At 57.0% G+C, this 25,111-nt stretch carries 20 protein-coding genes; 9 read left to right on the forward strand and 11 right to left on the reverse strand.

The genetic code is table 11. The features are described from left to right. Positions 1–53: 53 nt before the first annotated feature. The 3 genes from ACR0K4_RS19595 to ACR0K4_RS19605 all read right to left on the reverse strand — a co-directional run bounded on the left by ACR0K4_RS19595 (position 54) and on the right by ACR0K4_RS19605 (position 4,022). Positions 54–770 (reverse strand): response regulator, encoded by a 717-nt coding sequence (locus ACR0K4_RS19595; RefSeq protein ID WP_480855384.1) that lies wholly within the window; start codon positions 768–770, stop codon positions 54–56. Next, a complete protein-coding gene (locus ACR0K4_RS19600) occupies positions 767–2,992 on the reverse strand; it encodes an ATP-binding protein (protein WP_480520725.1) in 2,226 nt (741 codons plus the stop codon). Before ACR0K4_RS19600 ends, ACR0K4_RS19595 begins: the two co-directional genes overlap by 4 nt. Positions 2,993–3,398: 406 nt before the next feature. Next, complete coding sequence (locus tag ACR0K4_RS19605; protein WP_480520726.1) at positions 3,399–4,022, reverse strand: TetR/AcrR family transcriptional regulator; 624 nt, start codon at positions 4,020–4,022, stop codon at positions 3,399–3,401. A 172-nt stretch (positions 4,023–4,194) separates the two neighbouring features. Here ACR0K4_RS19605 and ACR0K4_RS19610 point away from each other — a divergent pair, with 172 nt between their 5' ends. The 5 genes from ACR0K4_RS19610 (at position 4,195) to mtnA (ending at position 9,184) form a co-directional block, all read left to right on the forward strand. Then, complete coding sequence (locus ACR0K4_RS19610; protein ID WP_480520728.1) at positions 4,195–5,124, forward strand: AEC family transporter; 930 nt, start codon at positions 4,195–4,197, stop codon at positions 5,122–5,124. 101 nt (positions 5,125–5,225) lie between these two features. Further along, positions 5,226–6,059, forward strand: coding sequence for an S-formylglutathione hydrolase (fghA, locus tag ACR0K4_RS19615; RefSeq protein WP_480520730.1), 834 nt, complete (start codon positions 5,226–5,228; stop codon positions 6,057–6,059). A gap of 3 nt (positions 6,060–6,062) precedes the next feature. Continuing rightward, positions 6,063–7,523, forward strand: coding sequence for a Si-specific NAD(P)(+) transhydrogenase (sthA, locus tag ACR0K4_RS19620; protein ID WP_480855385.1), 1,461 nt, complete (start codon positions 6,063–6,065; stop codon positions 7,521–7,523). Beyond that, positions 7,520–7,975 (forward strand): YaiI/YqxD family protein, encoded by a 456-nt coding sequence (locus ACR0K4_RS19625; RefSeq protein ID WP_480855386.1) that lies wholly within the window; start codon positions 7,520–7,522, stop codon positions 7,973–7,975. Before sthA ends, ACR0K4_RS19625 begins: the two co-directional genes overlap by 4 nt. 114 nt (positions 7,976–8,089) lie before the next feature. Next, entirely contained in the window at positions 8,090–9,184 is a 1,095-nt protein-coding gene (gene mtnA, locus ACR0K4_RS19630) for an S-methyl-5-thioribose-1-phosphate isomerase (RefSeq protein WP_480855387.1), read from the forward strand. A 95-nt stretch (positions 9,185–9,279) separates the two neighbouring features. Here the strand turns inward: mtnA and ACR0K4_RS19635 are convergent, their stop codons facing one another. Beyond that, positions 9,280–10,518 carry an MFS transporter gene (locus tag ACR0K4_RS19635; protein ID WP_480855388.1) on the reverse strand — a complete coding sequence of 413 codons (1,239 nt, stop codon included), beginning with the start codon at positions 10,516–10,518 and terminating at the stop codon, positions 9,280–9,282. 146 nt (positions 10,519–10,664) lie between these two features. Between ACR0K4_RS19635 and zapE the strand changes: the two genes are divergently transcribed. After that, on the forward strand, positions 10,665–11,723 hold the full coding sequence (zapE, locus tag ACR0K4_RS19640) for a cell division protein ZapE (RefSeq protein WP_480855389.1): 1,059 nt from the start codon (positions 10,665–10,667) through the stop codon (positions 11,721–11,723). 66 nt (positions 11,724–11,789) lie between these two features. Here the strand turns inward: zapE and ACR0K4_RS19645 are convergent, their stop codons facing one another. From ACR0K4_RS19645 to ACR0K4_RS19660, 4 genes are read right to left on the reverse strand one after another with little or no spacing between them, the layout of a single operon-like run. Beyond that, positions 11,790–13,064, reverse strand: coding sequence for a bifunctional folylpolyglutamate synthase/dihydrofolate synthase (locus ACR0K4_RS19645; RefSeq protein ID WP_480520742.1), 1,275 nt, complete (start codon positions 13,062–13,064; stop codon positions 11,790–11,792). Further along, positions 13,061–13,993 carry an acetyl-CoA carboxylase, carboxyltransferase subunit beta gene (gene accD / locus ACR0K4_RS19650; RefSeq protein ID WP_480520744.1) on the reverse strand — a complete coding sequence of 311 codons (933 nt, stop codon included), beginning with the start codon at positions 13,991–13,993 and terminating at the stop codon, positions 13,061–13,063. The genes ACR0K4_RS19645 and accD overlap by 4 nt, the downstream gene beginning before the upstream one ends. 60 nt (positions 13,994–14,053) lie before the next feature. Continuing rightward, complete coding sequence (locus ACR0K4_RS19655; RefSeq protein ID WP_480855390.1) at positions 14,054–14,950, reverse strand: CPBP family intramembrane glutamic endopeptidase; 897 nt, start codon at positions 14,948–14,950, stop codon at positions 14,054–14,056. Continuing rightward, positions 14,934–18,029, reverse strand: a complete 3,096-nt coding sequence (locus ACR0K4_RS19660; RefSeq protein WP_480855392.1) for an ABC transporter transmembrane domain-containing protein — start codon at positions 18,027–18,029, stop codon at positions 14,934–14,936. The genes ACR0K4_RS19655 and ACR0K4_RS19660 overlap by 17 nt, the downstream gene beginning before the upstream one ends. A 241-nt stretch (positions 18,030–18,270) precedes the next feature. Here ACR0K4_RS19660 and ACR0K4_RS19665 point away from each other — a divergent pair, with 241 nt between their 5' ends. From ACR0K4_RS19665 to ACR0K4_RS19675, 3 genes are all read left to right on the forward strand, one after another. Next, the gene (locus ACR0K4_RS19665; RefSeq protein ID WP_480855393.1) at positions 18,271–19,032 is read left to right on the forward strand and encodes a DUF6478 family protein; all 762 of its coding nucleotides are present in this window, start codon (positions 18,271–18,273) and stop codon (positions 19,030–19,032) included. 10 nt (positions 19,033–19,042) lie between these two features. Beyond that, on the forward strand, positions 19,043–19,408 hold the full coding sequence (locus tag ACR0K4_RS19670) for a hypothetical protein (protein ID WP_480855394.1): 366 nt from the start codon (positions 19,043–19,045) through the stop codon (positions 19,406–19,408). A gap of 93 nt (positions 19,409–19,501) precedes the next feature. Continuing rightward, on the forward strand, positions 19,502–21,028 hold the full coding sequence (locus ACR0K4_RS19675) for an MFS transporter (protein ID WP_480855395.1): 1,527 nt from the start codon (positions 19,502–19,504) through the stop codon (positions 21,026–21,028). A gap of 62 nt (positions 21,029–21,090) precedes the next feature. On the opposite strand, the gene ACR0K4_RS19680 is transcribed toward ACR0K4_RS19675, so the two are convergent. Genes ACR0K4_RS19680 through gpmI form a run of 3 tightly spaced genes read right to left on the reverse strand, consistent with a single transcriptional unit; the run spans position 21,091 to position 25,085 of the window. Then, positions 21,091–22,434 (reverse strand): S41 family peptidase, encoded by a 1,344-nt coding sequence (locus tag ACR0K4_RS19680; RefSeq protein WP_480520756.1) that lies wholly within the window; start codon positions 22,432–22,434, stop codon positions 21,091–21,093. Between the two features lie 6 nt (positions 22,435–22,440). After that, positions 22,441–23,571, reverse strand: coding sequence for a murein hydrolase activator EnvC family protein (locus ACR0K4_RS19685; protein WP_480855396.1), 1,131 nt, complete (start codon positions 23,569–23,571; stop codon positions 22,441–22,443). Then, positions 23,568–25,085, reverse strand: a complete 1,518-nt coding sequence (gene gpmI / locus ACR0K4_RS19690; RefSeq protein WP_480855398.1) for a 2,3-bisphosphoglycerate-independent phosphoglycerate mutase — start codon at positions 25,083–25,085, stop codon at positions 23,568–23,570. The genes ACR0K4_RS19685 and gpmI overlap by 4 nt, the downstream gene beginning before the upstream one ends. Between the last annotated feature and the right edge of the window lie 26 nt (positions 25,086–25,111).

Here is a 25,111-nt window from a genome sequence, read left to right on the forward strand (position 1 = left end):
CAGCACCGTAGCCGAGGCATTGACGTTGCACCACATTCCAATTCCCTACCTTGTCACTTCGGATCGTACACATATCCGATGCCACGCACGGTTCGGATAATTTCCGGCTTTTCCGGATTTGTTTCAAGCTTGCGGCGTAGCCGGGAAATCCTGATATCGATACTGCGATCAAACGGGTCCCAGGACCGGTCATGCGCCTGTTCCAGCAGTTGGTCCCGGTTCAGCACACGACCCTTGTTTTCCGCGAACACTTTCAACAAGCTATATTCCATCGCCGTCAACTGAACCTCAGAGCCATCTGCCGCCAGCAGCTTTGCTGCCTCCAGATCCAGCGTAAACTCGCCAAACATAGCACCGTTACCTTCCGATTGCCCGGTTTCCGGTGTACTTCTGATGGCCTCGCGCCGGATGATTGCTTTGATCCGGGCCTCCAGCTCCCGAAGGTCCACCGGCTTGCCAAGATAATCATCCGCGCCCATTTCCAGACCAATGATCCGGTCCACTACATCGCCTGCTGCAGTCAGCATTATGACTGGGGTCGTGTTTTCAGGACGCAGTGATCTCAGGATAGACAGACCGTCCTCCTTTGGCATGTTGATGTCCATGATCATGACATCAACTGTATCCACCGAGAGAATGTCGCGAAGTTCCTGCCCCCCAGATGCTGCCGACACCTTGTAGCCGCGTTTGCCAAGATATTCCTGCAGCATTTCGCGAACATCCACCTCGTCATCACAAACCAGGATATGGTTGACTTGTTTATCCATCATGAGTGGTCCTTTTGGTCGGCCAACAACTTGCCGACAAGTGTCCTCAATTCGACTGGCGACACCGGCTTTTCCAGATAAGGCAGACCGGATTCCTGTAACAGCGCCGACGAGCTTTCCCCCATCGTGTCGCCCGTGACATAGGCCGTCCGAGTCAACATGTCCGGGAATTGGGCCTGCAACGTCTCGTAAATGCGTCGTCCATCGACATCAGGCATGTTCAAATCGCTGATAAGGACATGGTACCTCTCCCTCTGCAGACAGCGGATCGCTTCTTCTCCAGAGGTCACAAAATCGACGTCAAACCCGTCTTTCCTCAGAATTTCAGCGTTCAGTTCACCGACTTCAGCCTCATCGTCCACGACCAGTACCCTGCGATTTGCCAAAGGCGAACCAAGCGCTGCAGGTGTTTCGGTGTCAGCGGCCTGATCGGCCGCCATTGGCAGCGTGATCCGAAAACAGGTACCGGACACCCCGGACGAGTCGAGCCTTATCTGACCCCCATGAGCCAGAATGATGCGGTGACAAAAGGCCAGACCAATCCCGGTGCCTTCTCCGACTTCTTTGGTCGTAAAAAACGGTTCAAAAATACGGGGGCGAAGCGCTTGCGGGATACCGGGCCCATTGTCCCGGACCAGCACTTCGACCATCCTCGTCTCGGGCTTCGCTGTGGCGGAGAGCTCAATAAAATCTCCGTGCCCAGAGGCGTTTATCGCCTGTTCGGCATTGATAATCAGGTTGATGATAACCTGTGTAATCTGATCCGCATCGACCGCAATCGGCGGCAGCCCAACGGGGAGGCTTTGCCGGATCGAGATGTCACCGGATTTGCCCCCATATCCCACCACATCAGCTGCGGTTTCGATCACACTGGCCAAATCCACGGGCTCGATCTTACTGGGTTTCTGCCGCGCCATGGCTAGAAATGTCTTGACGATTTTGGCGCACCGCTCCGCCGATTTGCCGATCTTCTCGATCCTGACTGTCAAATCGGGATCGGTGATCTCTTCCTTCAGCATAAGCGAATGCCCAACCACGACCGATAACGGGTTGTTCAATTCATGCGCCACGCCAGCAAGCAATTCACCCAGCGCGGACATCTTTTCATTCTGGAACAGCAATTCGCGTTGTTTCGAAAGCTCTTCTTCAATGGCCAGCTCATCCGTCAGGTCCCGCGTATTCGAGACAATCACTTCTTCCCCGTTGAATTCGATCAAGCGCGAGGAATCCGCCGCCCAAAATCGCCGCCCATTTGCATCGATGAATTCGACCCGCCGGTCTTTCAGCGATTTTGCCTCGCGCAGCTCGTGCAAGTATCGTGCACGTTCGGTCGGATCGGCGTAATAGGTTTTCGAACTTGCCGAATTGCCTAAGAGCGCAGTCATCTCCGGTGTGGCATAAAGCACTTCACCGGTTTCCGCTTTCGTCATGTTTATTGCGGCGGGGTAGGCCTCCAGAACTTGCCGGATCAAGGCATCCGCCTCTTTCTGGACCGTCAGATCGATGATACTGGTGACAATGACGTCTTCGCCTTTGTAGTCGATCAACTGCGATGAGATCGATGCCGGAAACACCTGCCCCTTGGCGTTCAGCAAATCCAGCTTGTAGTCATCAACCCGCCCATCAGCCAGCAACTGCGTGACGAAATCGGCGCGATCATCCGGCGTGGCATAATGTTCGCGGGCCGACTTGGCAGGCCCGAACATCTCCAGCGCGGCGGGCGAACGATACAGTAGCTGCCCATCGCCAATTCTGGCCATGGTCACCACGGCGGAACTCGCATCCAATACTTTCCGGATCAAAAGATCGCCGTCGCGTTCTTCGACTTCGATCCGCTTCCGCTCGGTGATGTCTTCCCGGGTGACGACAAACCCACCCAACTGGGTGGGATGGACAGACACTAGGTATGTGCGCCCATCAGTTTCAGTCAGCTCGAAATCCTGGATGAACTCGATCCCGTTGGCCAGCCTGTCCGACACCCATTTTTCTTCGTTGCCGATGGCATCGGCATAGATGCCCCGGCGCGCTGTCTCGCGCATCAGGATTTCCCAATCCAGCCCGGGTTCCAGCAGATCGCGTACGCCTTTGTTCATTTCAGCATATCGCTGATTGAACATCACAAGCCGACGGTCATCGTCATAAAGGGCAAACCCTTCTTTCAGCGACTCGATGGCATCACGCAACAAATCGCGTGCTTTCTCGATTTCCTTGAAATCATTTGCCATACCAACCGTCATCCCAACTTTCTAAAACATGGGTGTTTCAGTGCTGTTTCAATACCCAAATCTCGTGTTTCAATTGTTTCAGAACATCCCCTCTGAAACCGCTAGAAAAACCTCGATCTGAAACTGACTCGATCAATACAAAGAACCTGGCGTGTACTAGTCAGTATAACGCGCGGTGGTCCTTCCACCATCTTTACAGTTTGGCTCTGCGCGCCATGTCAAAAATGTGAAGTTTCAAACCTAATAACGCGGGGGCACGAGACTGGCGCGCTCTCGTTACATCTCACAACAAGGCAAAGTAGGAATATATTCTCAATTAAGGTGTCTTGGACGCAGCGCGCCCTTTTTTTGACGCGATGTGTGCACCAACAGTTCGAAATGGCTAATACAGAGCCCCTAAACGCCGTCAGCTCCGGGCGCCGTACCGGGCCATAAACATATCAACGGCCTGCAACGCGACTTCGTCGATTTCGTGCTGGCCAAAGCTGCTTTGAATTCCAAAAGCCGCACGCCCCCACAGCCGCACCTTGCACAGTTCCGAGAACTGTTCCGCCGCCATGTGAATATCTTCGATGACCAGCTCGCCCTTAGCCACGGCTTTTTCAAGATAAGCAGCCAGGTGATTGGTTCCGTTTTTTGGCCCGGCCTCGTAAAAGGCCTTGCCCAGTTCCGGGAACCGGTCCCGTTCCGCAACGCATACACGAAAAACCTGCTGAGCAAAGTCAGAGACCAGAAACGCCGTCAACTGGGTGGCGGCAATCGTCAGAACCTCGCGCGCCGGTTTCGTCTCGTCTATCATCGAAAGAATGCGTTGCGCCATCAGGCTGCATTCTGTTTGGGCAACTTCCGTGAACAACAGGCGTTTATCGGGAAAATAACTGTACAGGGTCGCTTTCGATACACCCGCAGCCCGCGCAATGTCGTCAACACTGGCGCCTTCGAACCCATCCGCCATGAACACCTCTCGTGCTCCGCGCAAAACTTGATCGAACTTTCGGCCCGTGCGGAGGATGGTGGCGGCTTGGGACATGAGGTCTCCTGACGTGATACTTTTCGTGAATCTATAAACCGAGCGGTTCAGTTTCAACGATTCTCACGTCGCATGACGTGTCCGTGTCTTGACGTCACTTCAAATACCCGTGACTGGATAAGCAAATCCCTTAGGTCTTGAAGCGCGTGCAAACCGTGCTAACACGTTGCACATGGTCGAGATTTTCCTGCGCACCCTGCCCTTCTTCGCAATCATCGGCCTTGGATACTGGGCCGGGCGCAGCCGCTTCTTTCCAGAAGAAGCGACGGCGTATCTGACAAAGTTCGTCTTCTATTTCGCGCTCTCCGCAATGCTGTTCCGCTTTGCGGCGACGCTCCCGTTCGAGCAGATATTCGACGCTCGCCTGATCGTCGGCTACCTGATCGGCACCGTCGCCGTTTATGGGCTGGCAACACTGGTGGCGTATATCCGGGGGCTGGACGTTCCCACTGCCGCAGTCGAAGCGCAATGCGCCGCTATCGGAAATGTCGGCTTTCTGGGTCTGCCCATGCTGGCCGTGCTTCTGTCTGACGCGGCAATCGGGCCGGTCATGCTGGTTTTGACTGTCGATCTGGTGGTCTTTTCCTCTTTGATCGTCATCCTGATCAATGGTGGTCGTGATGGGCGGCTTAGCTTGCAAACCTTGCATCTGATCGGACTGGGCCTGCTTAAAAACCCGATGATCCTGTCAATATCTGCGGGAATGATCTGGTCGGCCCTGCGCATTCCCGTCCCCGGCCCCGCCGTTGATTTTCTGACCATTCTCGGCGGGGCTGCCACCCCCGGCGCGCTGTTTGCGATCGGGGCATCCCTGGCGACAAAATCCGCCGAGCGCGTCGAAATCGCAGGCTGGCTAAGCTTCTGCAAACTTGTCCTGCACCCCATTTGCGTCGCGGCTATGGTCATCTACGTCATCCCGGTTCAACCGTTCACAGCAACGGTTGCCGTGGCCGCAGCGGCCTTACCCGTGGCAGGCAACGTTTACATGCTGGCAGCTCATTACCAGATCGCACCCCACCGCGCGTCTGCTGCAATATTGCTGTCGACCATGATCAGCATTCTGACCGTGCCGCTGGTCATCAGTTGGGTCGGCACCCTCTAGACTTCATCTTTTCAAAAATACTCCCGCCGGAGGCTCCCGCACTTTACGCCAGCGCAACAGGACGCTAGCCATGGCGCAACGCAACACAAGGAATGTTCCTGATGGAAGCTCTTTCAGAAAACGCTTGCTTTGGCGGTGTGCAAGGCGTGTATCGCCATGTGTCCTCGGCCTGTCAATGTGACATGACCTTTGGCCTCTTTCTGCCAGCCGAGGCCAAGGATGGGCCGGTTCCGGTTCTGTGGTATCTCTCAGGCCTGACCTGCACCCATGAAAACGCCATGACAAAGGCCGGGGCGCAGGGCTGGGCCGCCGAACAGGGCATCGCATTGGTCTTTCCCGACACCTCCCCCCGAGGCGAAGGTGTCGCTGATCACGAAGATTATGATCTCGGTCAGGGTGCCGGATTCTACGTTAACGCAACTCAGACCCCCTGGGCTCCGCACTTCAACATGTGGGATTATGTGGCCGAAGAGCTACCGAGCTTATTGGCCGAAAATTTTGCCATCGATAGCGCCCGGCAAGCGATCACCGGGCATTCCATGGGCGGGCATGGCGCTCTGACTCTGGCTATGAACCTGCCCGGACGATACCGGTCTGTTTCGGCTTTTGCACCCATTTCAAACCCGACCGGAGCGGATTGGGGCCGCAAACAGCTCGGGGCCTATCTGGGTGACGATTCCGCAGCATGGGCAAAACATGACGCCTCGTTGATGATGGAAGACAAAGGCTTTGACGGCCCTATTCTGATCGACACGGGCGCCAGTGATCAATTCATGGATTTGCTACGTCCCGAGGCCTTGGCGCAAGCGATTGCAAAACGTCGTCAACAAGCCACCTTCCGCCTGCAACCCGGTTACGATCACTCTTACTTTTTCGTCTCTTCCTTCATGGAAGATCACATAACCTTCCACGCCGAAGCGCTGTACGGGGATTAAAGTATGAGCGATTTCGACTATGACCTTATCATCATCGGATCGGGCCCATCGGGACGGGCAGCTGCAATTCAGGCGGGCAAGCTGCAGCGTCGCGTTTTGGTCATTGACCGCAAGGATCGGTTTGGCGGCGTATCAGTTCATACCGGGACAATCCCTTCGAAAACTCTGCGCGAGACGGTTCTGAACCTGTCCGGCTGGCGCGAGCGCAGCTTTTATGGCCGCTCCTACCGGGTCAAGGATCAGATCAGGGCAGAAGACCTGAAAGCGCGATTGCACATGACGCTGGACCACGAGGTGGATGTGCTGGAGCATCAGTTCAACCGCAACCATGTCGAAACCTTGAACGGGCTGGCAAAATTCGTCGGCCCACACGAGATCGAGGTTGCGACCGATGCGGGCGAGACCACGCGCCTGACCGCCGCCAAGTTCCTGATCGCCACCGGGACCAAGACCTACCGTCCGGATTACGTGCCATTCAACGGCAAAACCGTTGTGGATGGCGATGATTTCCTTGAGATGGAGGAAATCCCCCGCTCGCTCTGCGTGATCGGGGCCGGTGTGATCGGCGTTGAATATGCCACGATGTTCTCGGCGCTGGATGTCCGGGTCACTCTGATTGAACCCCGTGACAGCTTTTTGGATTTCATAGACAAGACCCTGATCCATGATTTCACACATCAGATCCGGGAGAATGGCGTCGATCTTCGTCTTGGATCGGCAGTCGAGAAAATCGAGGACGCCGGCACGCATGTCGAAGTGACGCTGGACAATGGCCGCCACATCCGGGCCGAGATGCTGTTGTTCGCTGCGGGTCGAATGGGGGCCACATCTGCATTGAATCTGGATGCGGTGGGCATCGAAACCGATCATCGAAACCGTATCGGCGTGGATCGTAAAACCTACCAAACTTCGGCTTCCCATATCTACGCGACCGGTGACGTGATCGGCCACCCATCCCTGGCTTCCACGTCCTTGCAGCAAGGTCGTGTCGCGGCATGCCACGCCCTTGAAACCCCGACCCTGCCGGAAAGCCCGTGGTATCCCTACGGCATCTACTCGGTCCCCGAAATCTCGACCTGCGGCATGTCGGAAGAGGAACTGCAAGAGAGAGGAATTCCATACGAGGTCGGTGTGGCTCGGTTCAGAGAAACGTCACGCGGGCATATTATGGGATTGGAACATGGCATGCTGAAAATGCTGTTTTCCCTGAAAACCCGCCGGGTGCTCGGCGTTCAGATCGTTGGCGAAGGCGCAACCGAGCTGATCCACATTGCGCAGGCGGTCCTGAACCTGAAGGGGACTGTGGATTACTTTGTCCAGAACACGTTCAACTACCCCACTCTGGCCGAGGCATACAAAATTGCCGGGCTTGATGCGTTCAACCGGATGCCGATCCCCGAAGAGTTCAAGGTGCGCAAGGCACCCAAGACCAAACCGGCATCCAAACAGGCGAAACAGGCGTGACAACCCTGTATGTGGATGGTGACGCCTGCCCGGTAAAAGCCGAGGCAGAACGCGTCGCCACACGCCACAAAGTGCCGGTCAAGCTGGTCTCGAATGGCGGCCTGCGCCCGTCTGCCAATCCACTGGTCGAAATCGTGGTTGTATCTCAGGGCGCGGACGAGGCGGACAAGTGGATCGCCAATCGGTGCGGTCCCGGGGATGTGGTTATCACATCCGATATCCCGCTGGCCGCCAGATGTATCGAGGCGGGTGCGCGTGTACTGCGGCCCAATGGCGAGGCGTTCACAGCCGCCAATATCGGCCAACAACTGGCGATGCGTGATCTGATGGCTGACCTGCGCGCCTCGAACCCGCTGGGACAGCAAGGGGGCGGGAAACCTTTTGGCAAGGCCGACCGCTCGCGCTTTCTGGACCGGCTGGAGCAGGAACTGCGTGCCGCCCGCCGGGTTTGATGCGGTTTTCGGAGACCATCAGGGCCCGTATTATGACCCACTGGTTTACAACGCCGGGTATAAGACGCAGGTTAGGCACCAAAAGCCCACATATTTCAGTTCAGAGGTTAGATTATGAAAGTCAAAGGCGCGCATTACAGGTCGATCTGGTGGGACAAATCAGAAGCGGAAGTTCGCATCATCGACCAGCGATGGTTGCCCCATGACTTTCGGATCGTGACGCTGAAGTCACTGGATGATTTTGCCACCGCCATTCGGGACATGTGGGTTCGGGGCGCCCCTCTGATCGGCGCGACAGCCGCGTTCGGGATCGCAGAACAGATGTCACGCGACAGCTCTGACGCTGCATTCGAACACGCCTATGAGGTTCTGCACGCAACCCGCCCGACGGCAATCAACCTGAAATGGGCGCTGGAAAGATGCCGCGATGCATTGATGCCGCTGGCGCGGAGCGACCGGTCCGAGCGCGCCTGGCAGCTGGCTCAGGAGGTGGCGGACGAAGATGTTGAGATCAATGCCTCGATCGGGCGGCACGGATTGCAGCTGATCAAGGACATCGCGGCCAAGAAACCGGAAGGCGAACCTGTTCGTTTACTGACCCATTGCAATGCGGGTTGGCTGGCAACCGTGGATTGGGGCACAGCCACCAGCCCGATGTATCATGCCCATGAAGCAGGTATTCCCATCCATGTATGGGTGGATGAAACCCGCCCCCGCAATCAGGGTGCGCTGACATCCTGGGAACTGGGTGAACACGGCATTCCGCATCGCTATATCGTGGACAACGCAGGAGGACACCTGATGCAGCACGGGATGGTGGATGCGGTGATCACCGGGACCGACCGCACCACCGCGCAAGGGGACGTGTGCAACAAGATCGGCACGTATCTCAAGGCGCTGGCCGCGCATGACAACGGTGTTCCGTTCTACGTCGCGCTGCCTTCCCCCACGATTGATTGGACAGTGCATGACGGTGTGTCTGAAATTCCGATTGAAGAACGCGATCAGACCGAGGTGACGCATGTGATGGGTATCGACGATCGGGGTGAAATTGCCAATCTTCGCGTCACTCCAGATGGCACCGAGGGCGGAAATCCGGCCTTCGACGTCACCCCCAATCGTCTGGTGACCGGGCTGATTACCGAACGCGGCGTATGCGCGGCCTCAGAGAACGGATTGGCGGGGTTGTTTCCGGAACATCAGGGCTGAGCCGAACCCTGCGTGACGGCATGTCGGTACCTGCCGGAGCTCTGGCGATCCGCTAAACGCTGTGTTCACCTCACAATTAAAGCCGGTGGACCTGCTCAGGCCACAGCGAGAGACGCGCGGTTCTCTCGGATGGGCAAATGCACCACGGCACTGAATGCACCGATGGCGATACCGATCCACCAGACCACAGTGTAGTCGCCATATTGGTCATACATCCGCCCGCCCAACCAGATGCCGAGAAAGCTCCCGACCTGGTGGCTCAGGAACACAAGACCATAAAGCGTGCCCATGTAGCGCACACCGTAAAGATGCGCGACAAGACCCGATGTCAGCGGAACCGTCGCCAGCCAAAGCGATCCCATGACAAGCGAGAAAACGATAACCGACAGCGGCGTGATCGGGAAAACGATGAATGCGGCTGCGGCCAAAGTCCGCCCGGTGTAGACCAATGCCAGCAGGTATTTCTTGGGAAAGTGATTACCCGCCCAACCTGCAAGAAGGGTGCCACTGATATTTGCCAGTCCGATCAATGAAATCGCAACCGCGCCAAGGGCGGAGGTGGACGTTATTCCGATTGAGTCCAGAACCCCGCCGGGCTGTATCGGGCCGCACATTTCGGTCACAAATGCGGGAAAATGCGCAGTCACAAAACCCAATTGATATCCGCAACTGAAGAACCCGATGGCGATCAGTGCAAAAGATGGATCATGGAAGGCCTTGCGCAGGATTTGTCCCATCGTCTCTTCAAGCCCGGCCTTGCTGATTTGCTGCGGCGCCCGCATGAGTGGCAATGTCAGGATCAGCGCCAATATCGCGAGGGCGAAGACGATAAAGACCTGTTGCCAGGGCAGAAAAGTCAGCATCCATTCGGCGGTTGGGGCACCAATGACCTGCCCCATGCTACCGGCCGCTGTGACAATCGCGAGAGACATGGAACGGTTTTGATCAGAGGACGCGCGCCCGACGACGGCAAGGACAACACCAAATCCTGTACCCGCAACGCCAAACCCGACAAGCCAGGCATAGGTCTGATGTTCGAACGGAGTGACGGACCAAGCGGACAGGACCAGGCCCGCCGCATAGGTCAGCGTCCCCAGAATAATAGCGCGTCGATCGCCGATTTTTTCGGCAATGGCCCCGAAGATGGGCTGACCGATGCCCCATGCCAGATTCTGGATCGCGATGGCCATCGAAAACTCGCTGCGAAGCCACCCGAACTCGTCAGCAATCGGAATCTGAAAGACACCAAAGGACGCGCGTACGGCAAAGCTGACCGTGATGACGATACAGCCGACGATGAGGATCGGATTTAGCATTCGGGCATGCTGCGGCATGGTGCCTCCGGAAGTTTCTGGCGGCAGTTGTCACCTGATACCTCTGCTCCGTCAATTCAGGAGTTTTGCGGCGGAGGATAAGTAAATTTGATGAATCGTGGGAAACGTTTCTTTTCAATGCTCAGACGGGACGTTATGGCTCGGGTATGACGGATCTGATTTCGCTCTATGAGACCCGCATCGCGGATGGCACCCTGACCCGTGATGATGCGCAGGAAGCAGTACTGCCCCATTTCGAGCGCATCCGCACGGCACTCAACGAACCGGTGAAACGCGGATTTTTTCGCAAGGCTCCTGCCCCACCCAAGGGGTTGTATTTGTGGGGCGGCGTCGGGCGCGGCAAGTCGATGCTGATGGATATGTTCGTCGATACTATGGACGATGTGCCCGTACGCAGGGTTCATTTCCATGCCTTCATGCAAGAGATACATGCGGGTCTTCACAAAGCCCGGGAGGATGGTGTCGAAGACGCTTTGGCACCTGTAGCCGACCAGGTCGTCAGATCTGTAAAGGTCCTGGCCTTTGACGAGATGCAGATTACCGATATCACCGATGCGATGATTGTGGGCAGGCTGTTTGACATGCTGCATGAGGGGGGTGTGGTGGTTGTCACGACCTCGAACCGGCACCCGGATGACCTTTATAAAGACGGGCTGAACCGTCAGCTGTTCCTGCCCTTCATCCAGCACATCAAGGAACAGCTTCAGGTCTGGGAACTGATATCGCCAACCGACTATCGTCAGAGCAGGCTTGAGGGCGCACCGGTCTATTTCTCGCCAATTGGACCCGAAGCCCGATCGAAAATCCGCGCGGTCTGGATTGATCTTTCGGGTGGTCCTGCCGAACCGCTGGTGCTGCATGTAAAAGGGCGCGAGGTTGTTTTGCCCGCATATCGCAATGGGGTCGCGCGCGCCTCGTTTTATGACTTATGTGGTCGAATGCTGGGCCCAGGGGACTATCTGGCGATTGCCGAGGCGCTGAAGGTGCTGGTGCTTGAGGATGTTCCTCGTCTATCGCGAAACAATTTTAATGAAGCCAAACGGTTCGTGACTCTGATCGATGCCCTCTATGAGGCCCATGTCCGATTGATCTGTTCGGCCGCCGATGCACCGGAAATGCTGTATGTCGAGGGCGAAGGCACGTTTGAATTTGAGCGCACCGCGTCGCGACTGCGCGAAATGCAGGGCAAAGATTGGGGCAAATAGGGGGCTCTGCCCCCGCCCAGCCCGATAGGCCGGTCTCCCCCGGAGTATTTTTAAAAAGATGAAGATTTAACTGTGCTTGCGCAGGATGTTTCCGGCCAGGTAGAGGGACCCGCAAATCAGGACACGAGCGTCCGGGGACTTGGTCAGGATGGCCTTCAGGGCGGCAGACACATTGTCTGCCGTGCTTGCGGGCAGGTTGACCCGCGTTGCGGCGGCTGCCGTGTCCTCAGCGCTGAGTGTATTGGGTTCTCCGGGGATGGAAACTGCGGTGAGGCTCTGAGCCTGAGCGGCCAGCGGAGCCAGGTAACCAGTGATATCCTTGGTATTCAGCATACCGCAGATTAGATGAGTCGGGCGATCCGGCAAATCGTTCAGAACCTTCGCCAGAGCCTGTCCGGCGGCCGCGTTATGACCGCCGTCCAGCCAAAGCTCCGCCCCACCGGCCTGCGCCACCAGCGGGCCGGATTTTAAGCGCTGCATCCGTGCGGGCCATTCGGCTTTGGTCACGGCGGCTTCGTATGCGTCATCCCCCAGCTTGAGATGTCGAAGTACAGCCAGCGCGGTGCCTGCGTTCTGAATTTGATGCCCGCCCAGCAGGTTCGGCAGGGGCAAGTCGCGAAGACCCGTTTCGTCTTGGTAAATCAGACGTCCGTTTTCTTCTTGGATGTGCCAATGCTGGCCATGCACCAGCAATTGCGCGCCCAAGCGGGCAGCAGTGTATTCGATCACCTCGAGAGCATCATCCTCTTGGGGACCAACGATACAGGGTACACCCGGCTTGATGATGCCCGCCTTCTCCGCCGCGATCTTACCCAGCGTGTCCCCCAGGAACTGTTCGTGGTCAATTGATACCGGCGTGATCACTGTGACTGCCGGTTGTTCGATTACATTCGTTGCGTCCAGACGCCCTCCGAGGCCAACCTCAAGCAAGGCAAAATCGGCGCTGCTGCGTGCAAAAGCCAGCAGGGCAGCGCAGGTTGTGATCTCGAAATAGGTAATATTCTCGCCCCCATTGGCGGCATAGCACTCGTCCAGCACTGCCGTCAGATCGGGTTCCGAGATTAACGCACCAGACAATCGGATGCGTTCGTGGAACCGCGCCAAATGGGGCGAGGTATAGGCGTGCACGGACAACCCTGCCCCCTCAAGCCCGGCGCGGAGCATGGCTTGGGTCGAACCTTTGCCATTGGTGCCTGCGATGTGGATCACAGGGGGCAGTTTTAACTGAGGGTTATCCAGCGCCGCCAGCAAGCGCCAGACGCGATCCAAGGTCAGATCGATGATCTTGGGGTGCAGGGCCATCATCCGGTCAAGGATGACGTCCGATGTCGGGCTGGTCATGACTCCGTCTTGTCCTTGGCGGGCGCTTCTTCCCCGATCGGATCCGGTGAAGGCGCGGGCAGATCCCCTTTGACCGCAGGTGGCTGATTCATCAGCATCCGGGTGATCGTGATCAGTTCGTCGCGCATCTGGGTCCGCTTGGTGACACGGTCCAACATGCCGTGATCCAGCAGGTATTCGGCGCGTTGAAAGCCTTCCGGCAGTTTTTCCCGAATTGTCTGTTCGATAACACGCGGTCCGGCGAAGCAGATCAACGCATTGGGTTCCGAAATATGGATATCGCCCAGCATTGCATATGACGCGGTCACACCCCCTGTTGTCGGGTGGGTCAGCACGACGATGTAAGGCAGGTTCGCCTCTTTCAGCATCTCGACGGCGACCGTCGTGCGCGGCATCTGCATCAGGCTCAGAATACCTTCCTGCATGCGCGCGCCGCCTGCCGCCGAAAACAGAACCAGCGGGCGCTTGAGCTTCACGGCCTCTTGTGCAGCAGCAATGATGGCGTTGCCGACATACATACCCATTGAACCGCCCATAAAGGAAAAATCCTGCGCCGCAGCCACGATGGGTGTGCGTCCTATTTCACCTGTGACGACGAGCATGGCCTCTTTCTCGCCTGTCTTCTTCTGCGCCGACTTCATTCTGTCAGGGTATTTTTTCTGATCGCGGAATTGCAGCGGGTCATCTTTGGGTGCGGGCACCTCGACCTCGGTGAAAATACCCCCATCGAACAGATGCGCAAAACGTTCGCGCGGCGTAATCGGCATATGATGGTCACACTGGGTGCAAACATTCTGGTTTTCCGCCAATTCACGATGGAACAGCATGGTGCCGCATTCATCGCATTTGTGCCAAAGGTTTTCGGGCACTTCGCGGCGCGAGAAGATCGAGTTGATCCGGGGGCGGACGTAGTTTGTGATCCAGTTCATGTCGGAACCTTGGCTAGAGCGGCGTTGACGTCAAATAAGACGCAACGGAAGGAATTGCAATCAGCGCCTAAGCACCAGCCTGACCGTAAGCCAACCCACAAACATGATCGCGAAATCGACAAAGAGCCACGGTCGCAGGGATTCTGTGTCCGCTGGATCGAACGGGATATGATACAACGCCAGGCCGCTGATGTTATCCGAAAGCGAAATCAACAAAAGCGCTGTGAAATTATTGAAAAAATGCAGGGCGATAGCAGGTCCCAACGTGCCCGCTCGTGCAGTCAGATCAGCTGTCAGTATCCCGAAAACGAACGCCCAAAGGGAGACCAGCAAAGCGTTGTCACCTGTGGTAAGCGGATCAAAGTGCCCAATGGCAAACAACAGGGACGGAACGCCCATCCAGATCACGCGTGAGTTGAATCGAACTGCCAGGCATTGCTGAAGGTAGCCACGGAACAGGATCTCTTCGGCGCTTGTCTGAATCAGAACCGCAGTTGCAGAAAGTGGCAGCAACAATAGCCATCTGGACAGTGGCAGGTTCGGTTCCAGTGGGGTTCCGAAATCGTAAGGTGGCAGAACCGTCAGGACGAAACCCAGAAGGAAAAGCGCCCATAAGACCGCCCGGAATTGTTGTTTCAGCAACGAAACCGGGCCCAGAATACTGGTAAACCCGCGATGCTGCGCCACGCGGGCAGCCACTGCTACCCCCAGCGTGATGAAGCCGAAGCTGGACAGCAGCAGCAGCACCGCAACCGGAGACGAGCCATCGAAAACCCCGTTGACACTATCAGCAGGTCCTAACCCCACAAGCACGCTCAGTAAAACACCGTTCATGGCGATGACCACCACGACCACAAGCATCAACCCCAGGAACAACCGCCACAATTCCGGATACTGACGGGCGTCGGTCAACAAAAGCCGATGGGCGCGATATGCCTGATCAGCGTGACGCATCATGTTCTGATGCCTGAGGCTGATCATCCGCGTTGATCGACGTGTTCGTGTTGCGCAATCGTTCTCCGGCCGTTGTCAGGTAACCGGCCACAGTAATCAGAAGCTGGGTTGCGACGCCGGCATCGCTTTCGATGACAGCCCGCAATTCCTCGGCACCAATTCGCAAGAAGGTGCAATCGGTTGTTGCAACCAGATCCAACTGTCGTGTGTCACCGGTGATGATCGCCAGATCCCCGATCAATCGACCGGCCTCGACCGTGGACAATGAACGCATTTGCCCATTTTCCTCCATCCACTCAAGGCTGGCCTGGCCCGAGATACAAAGATAGGCCGCATCGGGGACCTGACCGCGCGAAAAGATCACTTGCCCTTTTGCCGCCTCATACCATTGGGCAGAAAATGCCAGAAGGCGTTGATTTCGCCCATCGAGACGCGAGAACAATTCGGTCGAAGAGATAATCTTGAGTTTACGCGAAAGATCATCCGAGGCGGTGTCCTCAGTCTCGGCTTGGGTGCGCGAGACACCGTCGATACGGCCATCCTTGACATCGACAAAAATATCATACGCTTCGGGGTGGGCAAAGTGATCCTCCATGAAGATCATGATCGAATCCGGTAGCAATTCGCGCAGTTTCAGCCGGGTTCGTAAGCGGCTCTCGGAATCGTGGCTGGCCAGAATTTTATCAAGAATCAGAATGTCCGGGCGTTTGATCCCAGCACGGGAAAATGCGGCGCGTTCCTGAAAGACGGTTGGAAGGTTATTCCCCCCCAGACCGGCTGGCAAATCATAGATGATCGCAGCGGCGCGACGACGCAACCCAGCTTCATTGAGAACCTCTGCGACCACGTCCTCGATCTCGTCCGCCTTGGCACCCGCCATCAAAGACACCCGCCCGTAAAGTGCATTCTCCATCGCGGTCAGACGCGGGACATAGACGTCGGGGCACACCGGCAAGAACATATCTCCCATGGTCTGTCGCAACTTTTCTGCCTGCTCGCGACGGATCGACAAAATCTTGTCCTTGTATTTGTCCGGAAAGCTCGGGCCAATCTGTTCCGCAGTCAGCATGAATGGAACCGTCAGCAACAACGCCAGGTCCTTGTCACTCAGATTGGTCTCACCTTTGGTCTTACGCCGGTCTTCGATATCCAGAAGACGGTGATACATTTCCTTGGACAACCCAAGCCGCAGGAATAAGGGGTGATCCGCCCCATCCCGACCAAATGTCTGGTTCAGAATTTCCAGGACAGCTTCCGAGATTCTCAGCGCCTCATCATCCAATTCATGGGAGGTCAGCATCGACAGGAACTGCCGGTCACCGGCCAGAAGATCGGGCGCGATATTCCTGGACGGCGAGGCAAAAAGCAGGTTGCCGCCCAACGGCACCGCCGGATTGAACTTGTCGGGTTCAAACCGGTAGACGAATTGATCCAACCCTTTCTCCTTCAACCGCTCAGCAACCGTATCGCGCAGATTGACGATCTCTTGCGCCAACACCGGATGAACGTCAGGATCGAACTGCGATCGCAACGTGCGGCGGAACATGAACTCATCAATGCCCATCGCTTCGACCAGTTTGAACCACCAGTCCCGGATCTCTTCGATATCGTCCAGCCCGGCCAGGCTGGGGTCCACCCACTCGTCGCTAAGCGAATCCGGCGGATTTCCGGCGCGCACCGCCTCGATCTGACGGCGTGAGGGAGGCTGGCTCGCTTCGCTTTCCTGTTGTGGTCGAGTGCGCAAGGGCATCAGAAGGTTGTCACCCAAAGTGCCATCAAACAGGTAGGGCCGCGAATACGCATATCCGATCCGGGCGGCAATCACCGATTGATGCAGCTCGTTCAGATTGTGTTCGCCAATGATTACATCTCCCTGCACCGGCAACAATTCCCGGGTTAGAACCTGTGCAAGGGCCGAGCGCTCGGAAGCATGCGTCGATTGGATCGCCACGCGTGCACCCTGCGGGATTTTCAGGTCGATATCTTCCAGTATCGTTTTGCCGTCATCATCGCGCACCGTCACGTTCCGTAACTCGATGTCACCAGTCAGGCGCGGGATGGTCTTGGGTTCTCCTTCAAACAGATGTTCGGGGATCATGTTGGATGGTGCAAACCGCTCAGTCACGATCTCCCACCGCAGCGACATATCTTGTACCTGATTGTAATAGGTTAACAAATCCTTCCACGGACCGCTCAGATCCTTATACGCCCCTAAGGCGGCCACTAGCGCGCCGACCGTGACCTCACCTTTAATGGCCAGATACCCGCCGACCGAAAAGAACAGGAAAGGGGTCATCTGGGTGATCAGATTGTTGAGGAACTTCATGAAGAATTTCTTGTTGTAGATCCGATAACGAATCTCGAACAATGCGCCCAACCGGTAGCTGAACTGCGCCAATCTGTATCGCCAGCCGCCATTGGTGCGCAGGTCGCTGATACCAGCGGCGCTTTCGCCGATTTCCGAGCTCAGCTGCCGAACCTCCTGAATGCGTTCCTTGTTCAATAGGTTGATCTGACGTTGCAGTTTCGGGATCAGCCACGCTTGCAGGGGAATCAAGGCAATGCTGGCCAGACCGAACCAGACGCTTTGAAGAAAAAGAAACGTCACGATGGTCATCATCTGGCCGAACTGAAACACCGGCTGTGCAATCGCATCGCCCATCAGCCCGCCCATGGGCTCGGCCTCGGATGTTATCATGGACACCAGTTCACCCTGACTGGTCGTCGCGAAATAGGATTTGGGAAACCGCATCGTGCGGCTTATCAGGACAAAACGCAGGCGGCGCAGCATCCGTTCCGCCAACACACCCTTCATCGTGTTGATGCGCATCTTCATCAACCCGCTTGCAATCACCGTGGCAAGAAAAGCGAAACACAGGATCAACAGATACTGAACCTGCGTGACGGTCATTCCGAACACATCGACACTGTCTGCAGGCGCACCAATAGCATCGTTGATAATCTGTTTGGGCAGCTCAAGCGATGCATACAGAAACGGAAACGAAAGAACCGTCAGCGCCAGAAGCACCAGTTGCTGTTTCTTTGAGTGTTTCCAGATAAAGGAAAATAGGGTAGGTTCCATGCCCTGCCTCAATTTGAAAATGCGCGGTGTATGCACTGCTCGGGCCGCATACCATAACGGAAAGCAGACCCTAAGCTGCAGCCTGATCTATTGCAAGAAAACAGCGCAGACCCGCAAGCAGAAAGCACCCTTCTGCAAAGCCCGGTTCACTTTTTGGCAAAATTCACATTCTATGGTCAAACACCGCTTGGCGCATTGGGCTTCATCCTCTACCACGGCGCCCAGTTTCGGAAAAACGACAATGAGCAAGATTCTGGATCGCATTCTCAACACTCGGGCGACGGCGCGGTGGAGGCGTGCTGTTGACCAGGCGGATCAGACCGCCCTGCCAAACTTGCGAAGTCAGCGCGATCACGCGCGCCTGCTGAAAACGCAACTGGATCGGTTGATCCAAAAGGCGGACGGCCGACTGATCCATCCCATCGCGGGATCCGAACAGTTTCCCAAACCGCTTGGCACCGATTGGTCGTGGCGACCAGATGTGTGGAAAGACCCTCTGACAATGCCGGGCATCGCCCCTGCATCCAGAAAGGCAAAGCTCGATCCGCAAGTTACTCTGTTTCACGACTGCGATCTGGCCGAGATCGTTATCCGCCAACTGCGAAATCGCGAGGATCGCGACCTTTCGCCGTTCAGCGTATCGCTGGAAGTGTTCTCGTTTCGCGGGTCATTTTTATCGCTTTCCGTCGAACTCCCGCCCGAGGCCGCGACGGGTATGACGCGGCAGCATCTGGTGCGCCTCGACGCAACTCTTTTGACCGAACGGCAGACCGGCATCTATGCGCGTCTGAACATTCAGCACGGCCCGAACAGTGAACAGGTTCTGCGTGAGCTGGACATGTCTGATCCGACGGTGACGATCGACTTCGATCTTGCCCATTTGCCGCTGAATGAACGCCGAATTGACAAATTATGGTTGGATCTGATCATTCAGAACCCCGCGATGAACCGGGTGGTCGTGCGCGATTTGACGTTCTGTCGCCATCACCGGGCCGATCTTTAAGGGAGATCTCATGTCGCACGCCACACTGACCCCGATCCGATTTGAGAACGCCCTTTGGGAGGCACATCTGGCCACCGAGTCGGAACCCCGGGTTATCGCGACCCTGCATGGCCAGCCTATTCCGGATGTTGATATCTCGCCAGTTGACAAAGGTTGGCTGATACAGATTCCGGTCCCGCCAACGGTCATATCCGACGGGGTTCATACGATCCTGGTGCACGATGCAACCACCCAACAGAAATTGGGCGCATTCACCATCGTCGCAGGAGATCCAGCAGCCGACACCCTGCTGGCCGAGGTCAGCTTGCTGCGGGCGGAACTGGATATGCTGAAGCAGGCCTTCCGCCGAACGCATGCCCCGCAAGATCAGGACTAAGGTTCCGCCACCACGAGAAATTCACCTGTCAACCTATCTTTCGAGGCGCATTCATGCATCATGGACGCATGAAATCATGAAAACGGGTGTCCAATGGATCGCAGCAGCATCGTCAAGATCATAGCGTTGATGGTCACTGCATTCGGGATCGGTATCGATTTCACGGGCGCCTTGATGCTGGTTCCGGCCATTGAAAACACCTTTGATGCGGACATCACCAGCACCCAATGGGTTCTGAACATCTATGCCTTGTTTTTCGCCATGACCATGGTCGCGGGCGGACGCCTTGGCGATATGTACGGGCACCGCAAGATGATGATCATTGGATTGTCGATCTTTCTGTTCGCCTCTGTCTTTTGCTTCGTTGCGCCTGGTCTGGATTACCTGATCGGCGCACGCGCATTGCAAGGGATCGGGGCTGGCTGTGTCTGGCCCTGCACACTGGCGTTTGGCGCGACTAAAGTTGCCAAAGAAGAGCATCGGGCGATGGTAATGGGGCTTATTCTGGCAGGTGTCACCACCGGCAATGTGTTTGGTCCGATGATCAGCGGAGCCGTGGTCAATCTTGGCGATTGGCGGCTGTTCTTTTTGGCCAATGTCATCTTCTCATGCATTTCCATGGCCGTCGCGATCTTCCTGATGGAGCGAGAAACCCAACACAAACAGGGCGAGCATATCGATTTTGCGGGCATGGGCATGCTGTCCTTGGCGGTCTTGTTGCTGCTTTATGGCTTGGATGTCGGCGCTGACTGGGGCTGGACCTCGGTTCCGATCCTTCTTCTGTTCTTTGTCAGCGCGATCCTGTTGGTGTTCTTCCCCAAAGTGGAAAAACGGGTCGAAGAACCGCTTTTGATGCCTCAGTTGATGCAGAACCGCGAGTTCATGATCACCCTCGGCCTTAATATGTTCAATGTCTCGGCGGCTTTTGTCGGCCTGCTTTACTTTCCGCAATACATGCAAAAGGTGCTGGGCTGGTCTGTCTTCCACTCGGCGCTCGGGTTGGCGCCGTTGACCGTTTTGCTTGCAGTTGGCTCGATTGTTTCGGGCACGTTGTATAACGATTTCGGGCCGAAACGATTGCTCTTCTGGGGTTATGTATGCGCAACGGTCGGGGCCGCACTCATCGTGGTTCTGCCACAAGGGTGGGGATATTTTCAGATCTTGCCGGGCATGGCGCTGATCGGTCTGGGGGCCACCCTGACTGTGGGCCCATCTGGTACGGCCGCTGTATGTGCGGTTAAGCCCGAGCGTGCCGGTCTGGTCGGCGGGCTCAGCTTCATGACCCATCTGGTCTATGGCGCGATCTCGGTCGCCTGCGCGACAGCCATCATGTATGTCACCAGCCTTTCCCGCCTGCGCGTACAGCTGCAGACGGAGGGAATCGATATCTCCGCCGCCGATCAGAAAATCATCAATGGCAGCACGCTGACAGCTGAATCAGCGCAACACATCATGGCAAAGCTGAGCACGGCTGAGGCAGAGAAAGTCAGATCAGCTGTTGCGACGGCATTCGACAGTGGGATGAACATGGCGTTTGTCTTCTCAATGCTTTCGGTTTCAATGGGCATCGTTCTTGCGGTGATGCTGGACGAGAAAAAGCTGCACAAAGTCGAAGGCTAGCGAAACCACGAAAACGAAAGGGCCGCCTTCACGGCGGCCCAGTTATCAGATTTTGTGGCCAATTACTGCGATGGGCCAGCTGGGCTGAATGCCGACAAACCTTTCAGGATGTCAATGGCATACGCCAGCTGATAATCTTCTTCACGCAATTCGGCGGTTGCCTCGGCCTTGGCGCGATCTTCTTCGATCTGACGGATTTCATCCTCGCTCAGACTGTCATTGTTCAGGCTACCGCGCAGATCGGCCTCGGACCGTGTGCGGGGGTTCGTCGTTTCTTCCTCGTCCTCATCGGGTCGGACGCGGGGTTGTTCGACGATAATATCCGGGCTCACACCCAAAGACTGGATTGAGCGTCCGGAGGGCGTGTAATACCGAGACGTCGTCAAGCGCATCGCCCCGTCACCGCGCAAGGGCATAACCGTCTGGACCGAGCCTTTGCCAAAGCTCTTGGTTCCCACCACAATGGCGCGGTGGTGATCTTGCAGCGCTCCCGCAACAATCTCGGACGCCGAGGCCGAACCGCCGTTGATCAGCACAACAATCGGTTTGCCGCCTGTCAGATCGCCGGGGGTTGCGTTAAACCGCTCACCGTCTTCCGGATCACGACCCCGGGTCGAGACAATCTCACCCTCATCCAAAAATGCGTCTGACACCTTGATCGCCTGCGTCAACAGCCCGCCGGGGTTGTTACGCAGATCAAGCACGATGCCGTTTACATTCTCGATACCACCGGCTTCGTCGATCTGCTTTTCCAGCCCGTCCTTGAGATTCGGGTAGGTCTGGTCATTGAACGTCGTCACCCGCAGCACAACGCTGGTGCCTTCGGTGCGGGCACGCACGGCGGTCAGCTTGATGGTGTCGCGTATGATGGTGACATCAAACGGGTCGGTTTCACCCTCCCGTACAACGGTGATTATGATTTCCGAGCCCACAGGCCCGCGCATCAGATCAACGGCCTTATCGAGTGTCAGACCCAGAATGCTCTCGCCATCAACATGGGTGATGAAATCTCCGGCCTCGATGCCGGCCTCATCGGCAGGGGTCCCGTCGATCGGAGAGACAACTTTGACAAACCCTTCTTCCTGCGTGACTTCGATACCCAGCCCGCCAAATTCTCCACGGGTCTGCACACGCATCTGTGCCGCATCCTTGGGCGAAAGATAGCTGGAATGAGGATCAAGTGACGTCAGCATCCCGTCAATGGCCGCCTCGATCAGCTCCTCGGTTTCGACCTCTTCGACATATTGGGCGCGGATGCGTTCGAAAATGTCACCAAACAGGTCCAGCTGCTCATAGACGCTCGCCTTGTTTTCCGCTTCTTGTGCCAGCAAAGGGCCAGCAATCTGAGTGGTTGCTATGATCCCTGCCACGGTGCCGGCCAAACCGGCCATCACAAATTTCTTCATGCTTGTTTATCCATCCTTGTCCGTCCGGAACCACGATTCCGGATCTACGGGGCTGTTGTCTTGTCTTACCTCTATATAGAGCGTTTCTGACCGGTCAGTTCCAGTGCCATCACTGCTTGTTGACATAATAGCGCCAATTTCCGGGGATTCACCTGGCATCAATCCGACCGGAGAGCCTTGTGGGATCACCTGCCCCGGATGACCATAGACCTCTTGCATGCCGGAGAAAACAAACAGCAAGCCCGGTTGCGGTTCCAGAATGACCAGATTGCCAAGCTCCAGCAAGGGTCCGCGATAGCGGATCGTCGCAGCGGTGGGCGACACCACCAAAGCGCGGGGGCGGGTGCCAAGAATTAGGCCCGGCCGGGTGACGCCTGCCGCATCTGTTTCGCCCGAACGGTGCAGAATCACACCCGGGGTTGGCAGCGCGACCTGCCCTTTCAGGTCCGACACGTCCGCATCGGTTTCGGCAATGTCGCCGTCGGAAATTTCAGAAAGACCACTGGCGAACCCGTCCAACGTCTCGGTCGAAGATATCAGGATCGCTGTGCGCACAGGGTCTTCGACAAACCGCCGTGGCAGATCGGTTCGATCCGCAATAGCGGCGCTCAGGCGTGTGCGGGCATCCTGCACGCCGGTCAGACCCTCGGTCAGCGTGTCAGCGGCGCTTTGTTGCAGTTGCCGCAGCGTCTGCACCTCTTGCAGATCGGCGGCCAGGGCGCGGGCCTGTGCGTTCAGGCCCGGCGTGACCTCGGACAGCATCATGCCCGTCCGCGCGGCCCCCAGCGGCCCCGAAGAATGCAGCATCAGCACCGGAGGCGCGGTCGTTTCGATAGTCTGCAACACACCCAGCAGCTGCGCCACATCCTGTTCGCGGGCCTGCAACTCGGCGCTCAGTTGTGCCTCGCGTAGGGTGGCGCGGCGCAGACTGTCGCGCATCGCGGCCAAACCGGCTTCATAGGCCTGTATCGTTTCGGTCAGGGCGCGCACCCGATCGCGGGCACTGTCCGCATCGGTCAGGGCGACCGAGGCTTGCTCCAGCATTTGCGCCGCCTGCAACGCGGCCTCGGATGGGCTTTGCTGCGCCATGGCGGGCCATGGGCAGAGCAGGGTCAGGCAGAGCCAGAATGCCCTCATGTCAGCAGGCTTTCTCCGGTCATTTCCGGCGGTACGGGCAACTCCATCAGTTGCAACAGCGTCGGGGCCAGATCGGCCAGACGCCCGTCGCGCAGCCCTGCCCCTTTGGGTCCACCAACAAGCGCGACCGGGACGGGGTTCAGGGTGTGTGCCGTGTGCGGGCCGCCGGTTTCGGGATCGACCATCATCTCGCAATTGCCGTGGTCGGCTGTGACGATCATCGCGCCACCGACCTGCTGCAGCGCCTCAACGACCTGCGCCAGACCCTGATCCACCGCCTCGCAAGCCTTGATCGCCGCCTGCAGATCGCCGGAATGACCCACCATATCGGGGTTGGCATAGTTGGTGACGATCAGATCATATCCCTCATGGATCGCTCGAACGAATGCCTCGGTCACCTCGGCCGAGGACATTTCGGGCTGCAGATCATAAGTCGCCACCTTGGGCGATTTCGGCATATGGCGGTGCTCGCCTCCCTCTGGCTGCTCTTTACCGCCGTTCAGGAAGAAGGTGACATGAGGGTATTTCTCGGTCTCGGCCAGTCGGAACTGGCGCAGGCCTTGCTTTGCCACCCATTCGCCCAGCGTGTTCACGATATCCCGCTTGGGGAAGACCGTGGTCATATAGGCGTTGTGGCCATCGGAATACTCGACCATGCCCAGCAGCGCCGACAGCTGCGGGCGCGGACCGGTGTCGAAATCGGCAAAACCGGGCTCACCTATGGCGCGCAGAATCTCGCGGGCTCGGTCGGCGCGGAAATTCAGGCAAAAGAACCCGTCGCCGTCTTTCAGACCCGAATATCCCTCAAGCACCGTAGGCGCGATGAACTCGTCGGTTTCCGACTGGTTATAGGCATGATCCACGGCGAAATGGGCGGAGTTTTCCACCCTGCCCCGCGCTTTAACCATGGCGTTATAGGCTTCGGCCACGCGATCCCAGCGGTTGTCGCGGTCCATGGCAAAGTAACGTCCGCAGACGGTGGCGATCTTTGCGCCGTCGGGCAGCCGGTCTTCCAACTCTGCGATGTAGGTGAATGCCGATTTCGGGGCCACATCGCGCCCGTCGGTGATCGCGTGCAACGCCACCGGGACGCCCGCATCGGTGATAGCCTTGGCAGCTGCAACAATATGATCCAGATGCCCGTGCACCCCGCCATCCGAGACCAGCCCCATCAGATGCGCCGTACCGCCTGTGGCTTTGACCTTGGCGATGAAATCCTGCAGCGCGTTGTTGTCAAAGAATGAACCGTCTTCGATGGCCAGATCGATCTGCCCCAGATCCATCGCCACAACGCGCCCTGCCCCGATATTGGTGTGGCCAACCTCGGAATTGCCCATCTGGCCGCTGGGTAGACCCACATCCGGCCCGTGCGTGATCAACTGCGCATGGGGACCTTCCGCCATGATCGCATCGAAGGTCGGCGTGTTGGCCAGATGCGGCGCGTTGGCGGTTGTGTCATCGGACAGGCCCCAGCCATCGAGGATGCACAGAACAACGGGTTTGGGGGCGGTCATGAAAACTCTCCGAGTGCGGTGTTGCC

This window comes from Ruegeria sp. K11 (genome assembly GCF_056531905.1).

What these genes read in the sequence shown, in the direction of transcription:
- ACR0K4_RS19595 (WP_480855384.1), bottom strand. Translation starts at nt 770, where the DNA reads ATGATGGATAAACAAGTCAACCATATCCTGGTTTGTGATGACGAGGTG.
- ACR0K4_RS19600 (WP_480520725.1), bottom strand. Translation starts at nt 2,992, where the DNA reads ATGGCAAATGATTTCAAGGAAATCGAGAAAGCACGCGATTTGTTGCGT.
- ACR0K4_RS19605 (WP_480520726.1), bottom strand. Translation starts at nt 4,022, where the DNA reads ATGTCCCAAGCCGCCACCATCCTCCGCACGGGCCGAAAGTTCGATCAA.
- ACR0K4_RS19610 (WP_480520728.1), top strand. Translation starts at nt 4,195, where the DNA reads ATGGTCGAGATTTTCCTGCGCACCCTGCCCTTCTTCGCAATCATCGGC.
- fghA (WP_480520730.1), top strand. Translation starts at nt 5,226, where the DNA reads ATGGAAGCTCTTTCAGAAAACGCTTGCTTTGGCGGTGTGCAAGGCGTG.
- sthA (WP_480855385.1), top strand. Translation starts at nt 6,063, where the DNA reads ATGAGCGATTTCGACTATGACCTTATCATCATCGGATCGGGCCCATCG.
- mtnA (WP_480855387.1), top strand. Translation starts at nt 8,090, where the DNA reads ATGAAAGTCAAAGGCGCGCATTACAGGTCGATCTGGTGGGACAAATCA.
- ACR0K4_RS19635 (WP_480855388.1), bottom strand. Translation starts at nt 10,518, where the DNA reads ATGCCGCAGCATGCCCGAATGCTAAATCCGATCCTCATCGTCGGCTGT.
- zapE (WP_480855389.1), top strand. Translation starts at nt 10,665, where the DNA reads ATGACGGATCTGATTTCGCTCTATGAGACCCGCATCGCGGATGGCACC.
- ACR0K4_RS19645 (WP_480520742.1), bottom strand. Translation starts at nt 13,064, where the DNA reads ATGACCAGCCCGACATCGGACGTCATCCTTGACCGGATGATGGCCCTG.
- accD (WP_480520744.1), bottom strand. Translation starts at nt 13,993, where the DNA reads ATGAACTGGATCACAAACTACGTCCGCCCCCGGATCAACTCGATCTTC.
- ACR0K4_RS19655 (WP_480855390.1), bottom strand. Translation starts at nt 14,950, where the DNA reads ATGATGCGTCACGCTGATCAGGCATATCGCGCCCATCGGCTTTTGTTG.
- ACR0K4_RS19660 (WP_480855392.1), bottom strand. Translation starts at nt 18,029, where the DNA reads ATGGAACCTACCCTATTTTCCTTTATCTGGAAACACTCAAAGAAACAG.
- ACR0K4_RS19665 (WP_480855393.1), top strand. Translation starts at nt 18,271, where the DNA reads ATGAGCAAGATTCTGGATCGCATTCTCAACACTCGGGCGACGGCGCGG.
- ACR0K4_RS19670 (WP_480855394.1), top strand. Translation starts at nt 19,043, where the DNA reads ATGTCGCACGCCACACTGACCCCGATCCGATTTGAGAACGCCCTTTGG.
- ACR0K4_RS19675 (WP_480855395.1), top strand. Translation starts at nt 19,502, where the DNA reads ATGGATCGCAGCAGCATCGTCAAGATCATAGCGTTGATGGTCACTGCA.
- ACR0K4_RS19680 (WP_480520756.1), bottom strand. Translation starts at nt 22,434, where the DNA reads ATGAAGAAATTTGTGATGGCCGGTTTGGCCGGCACCGTGGCAGGGATC.
- ACR0K4_RS19685 (WP_480855396.1), bottom strand. Translation starts at nt 23,571, where the DNA reads ATGAGGGCATTCTGGCTCTGCCTGACCCTGCTCTGCCCATGGCCCGCC.
- gpmI (WP_480855398.1), bottom strand. Translation starts at nt 25,085, where the DNA reads ATGACCGCCCCCAAACCCGTTGTTCTGTGCATCCTCGATGGCTGGGGC.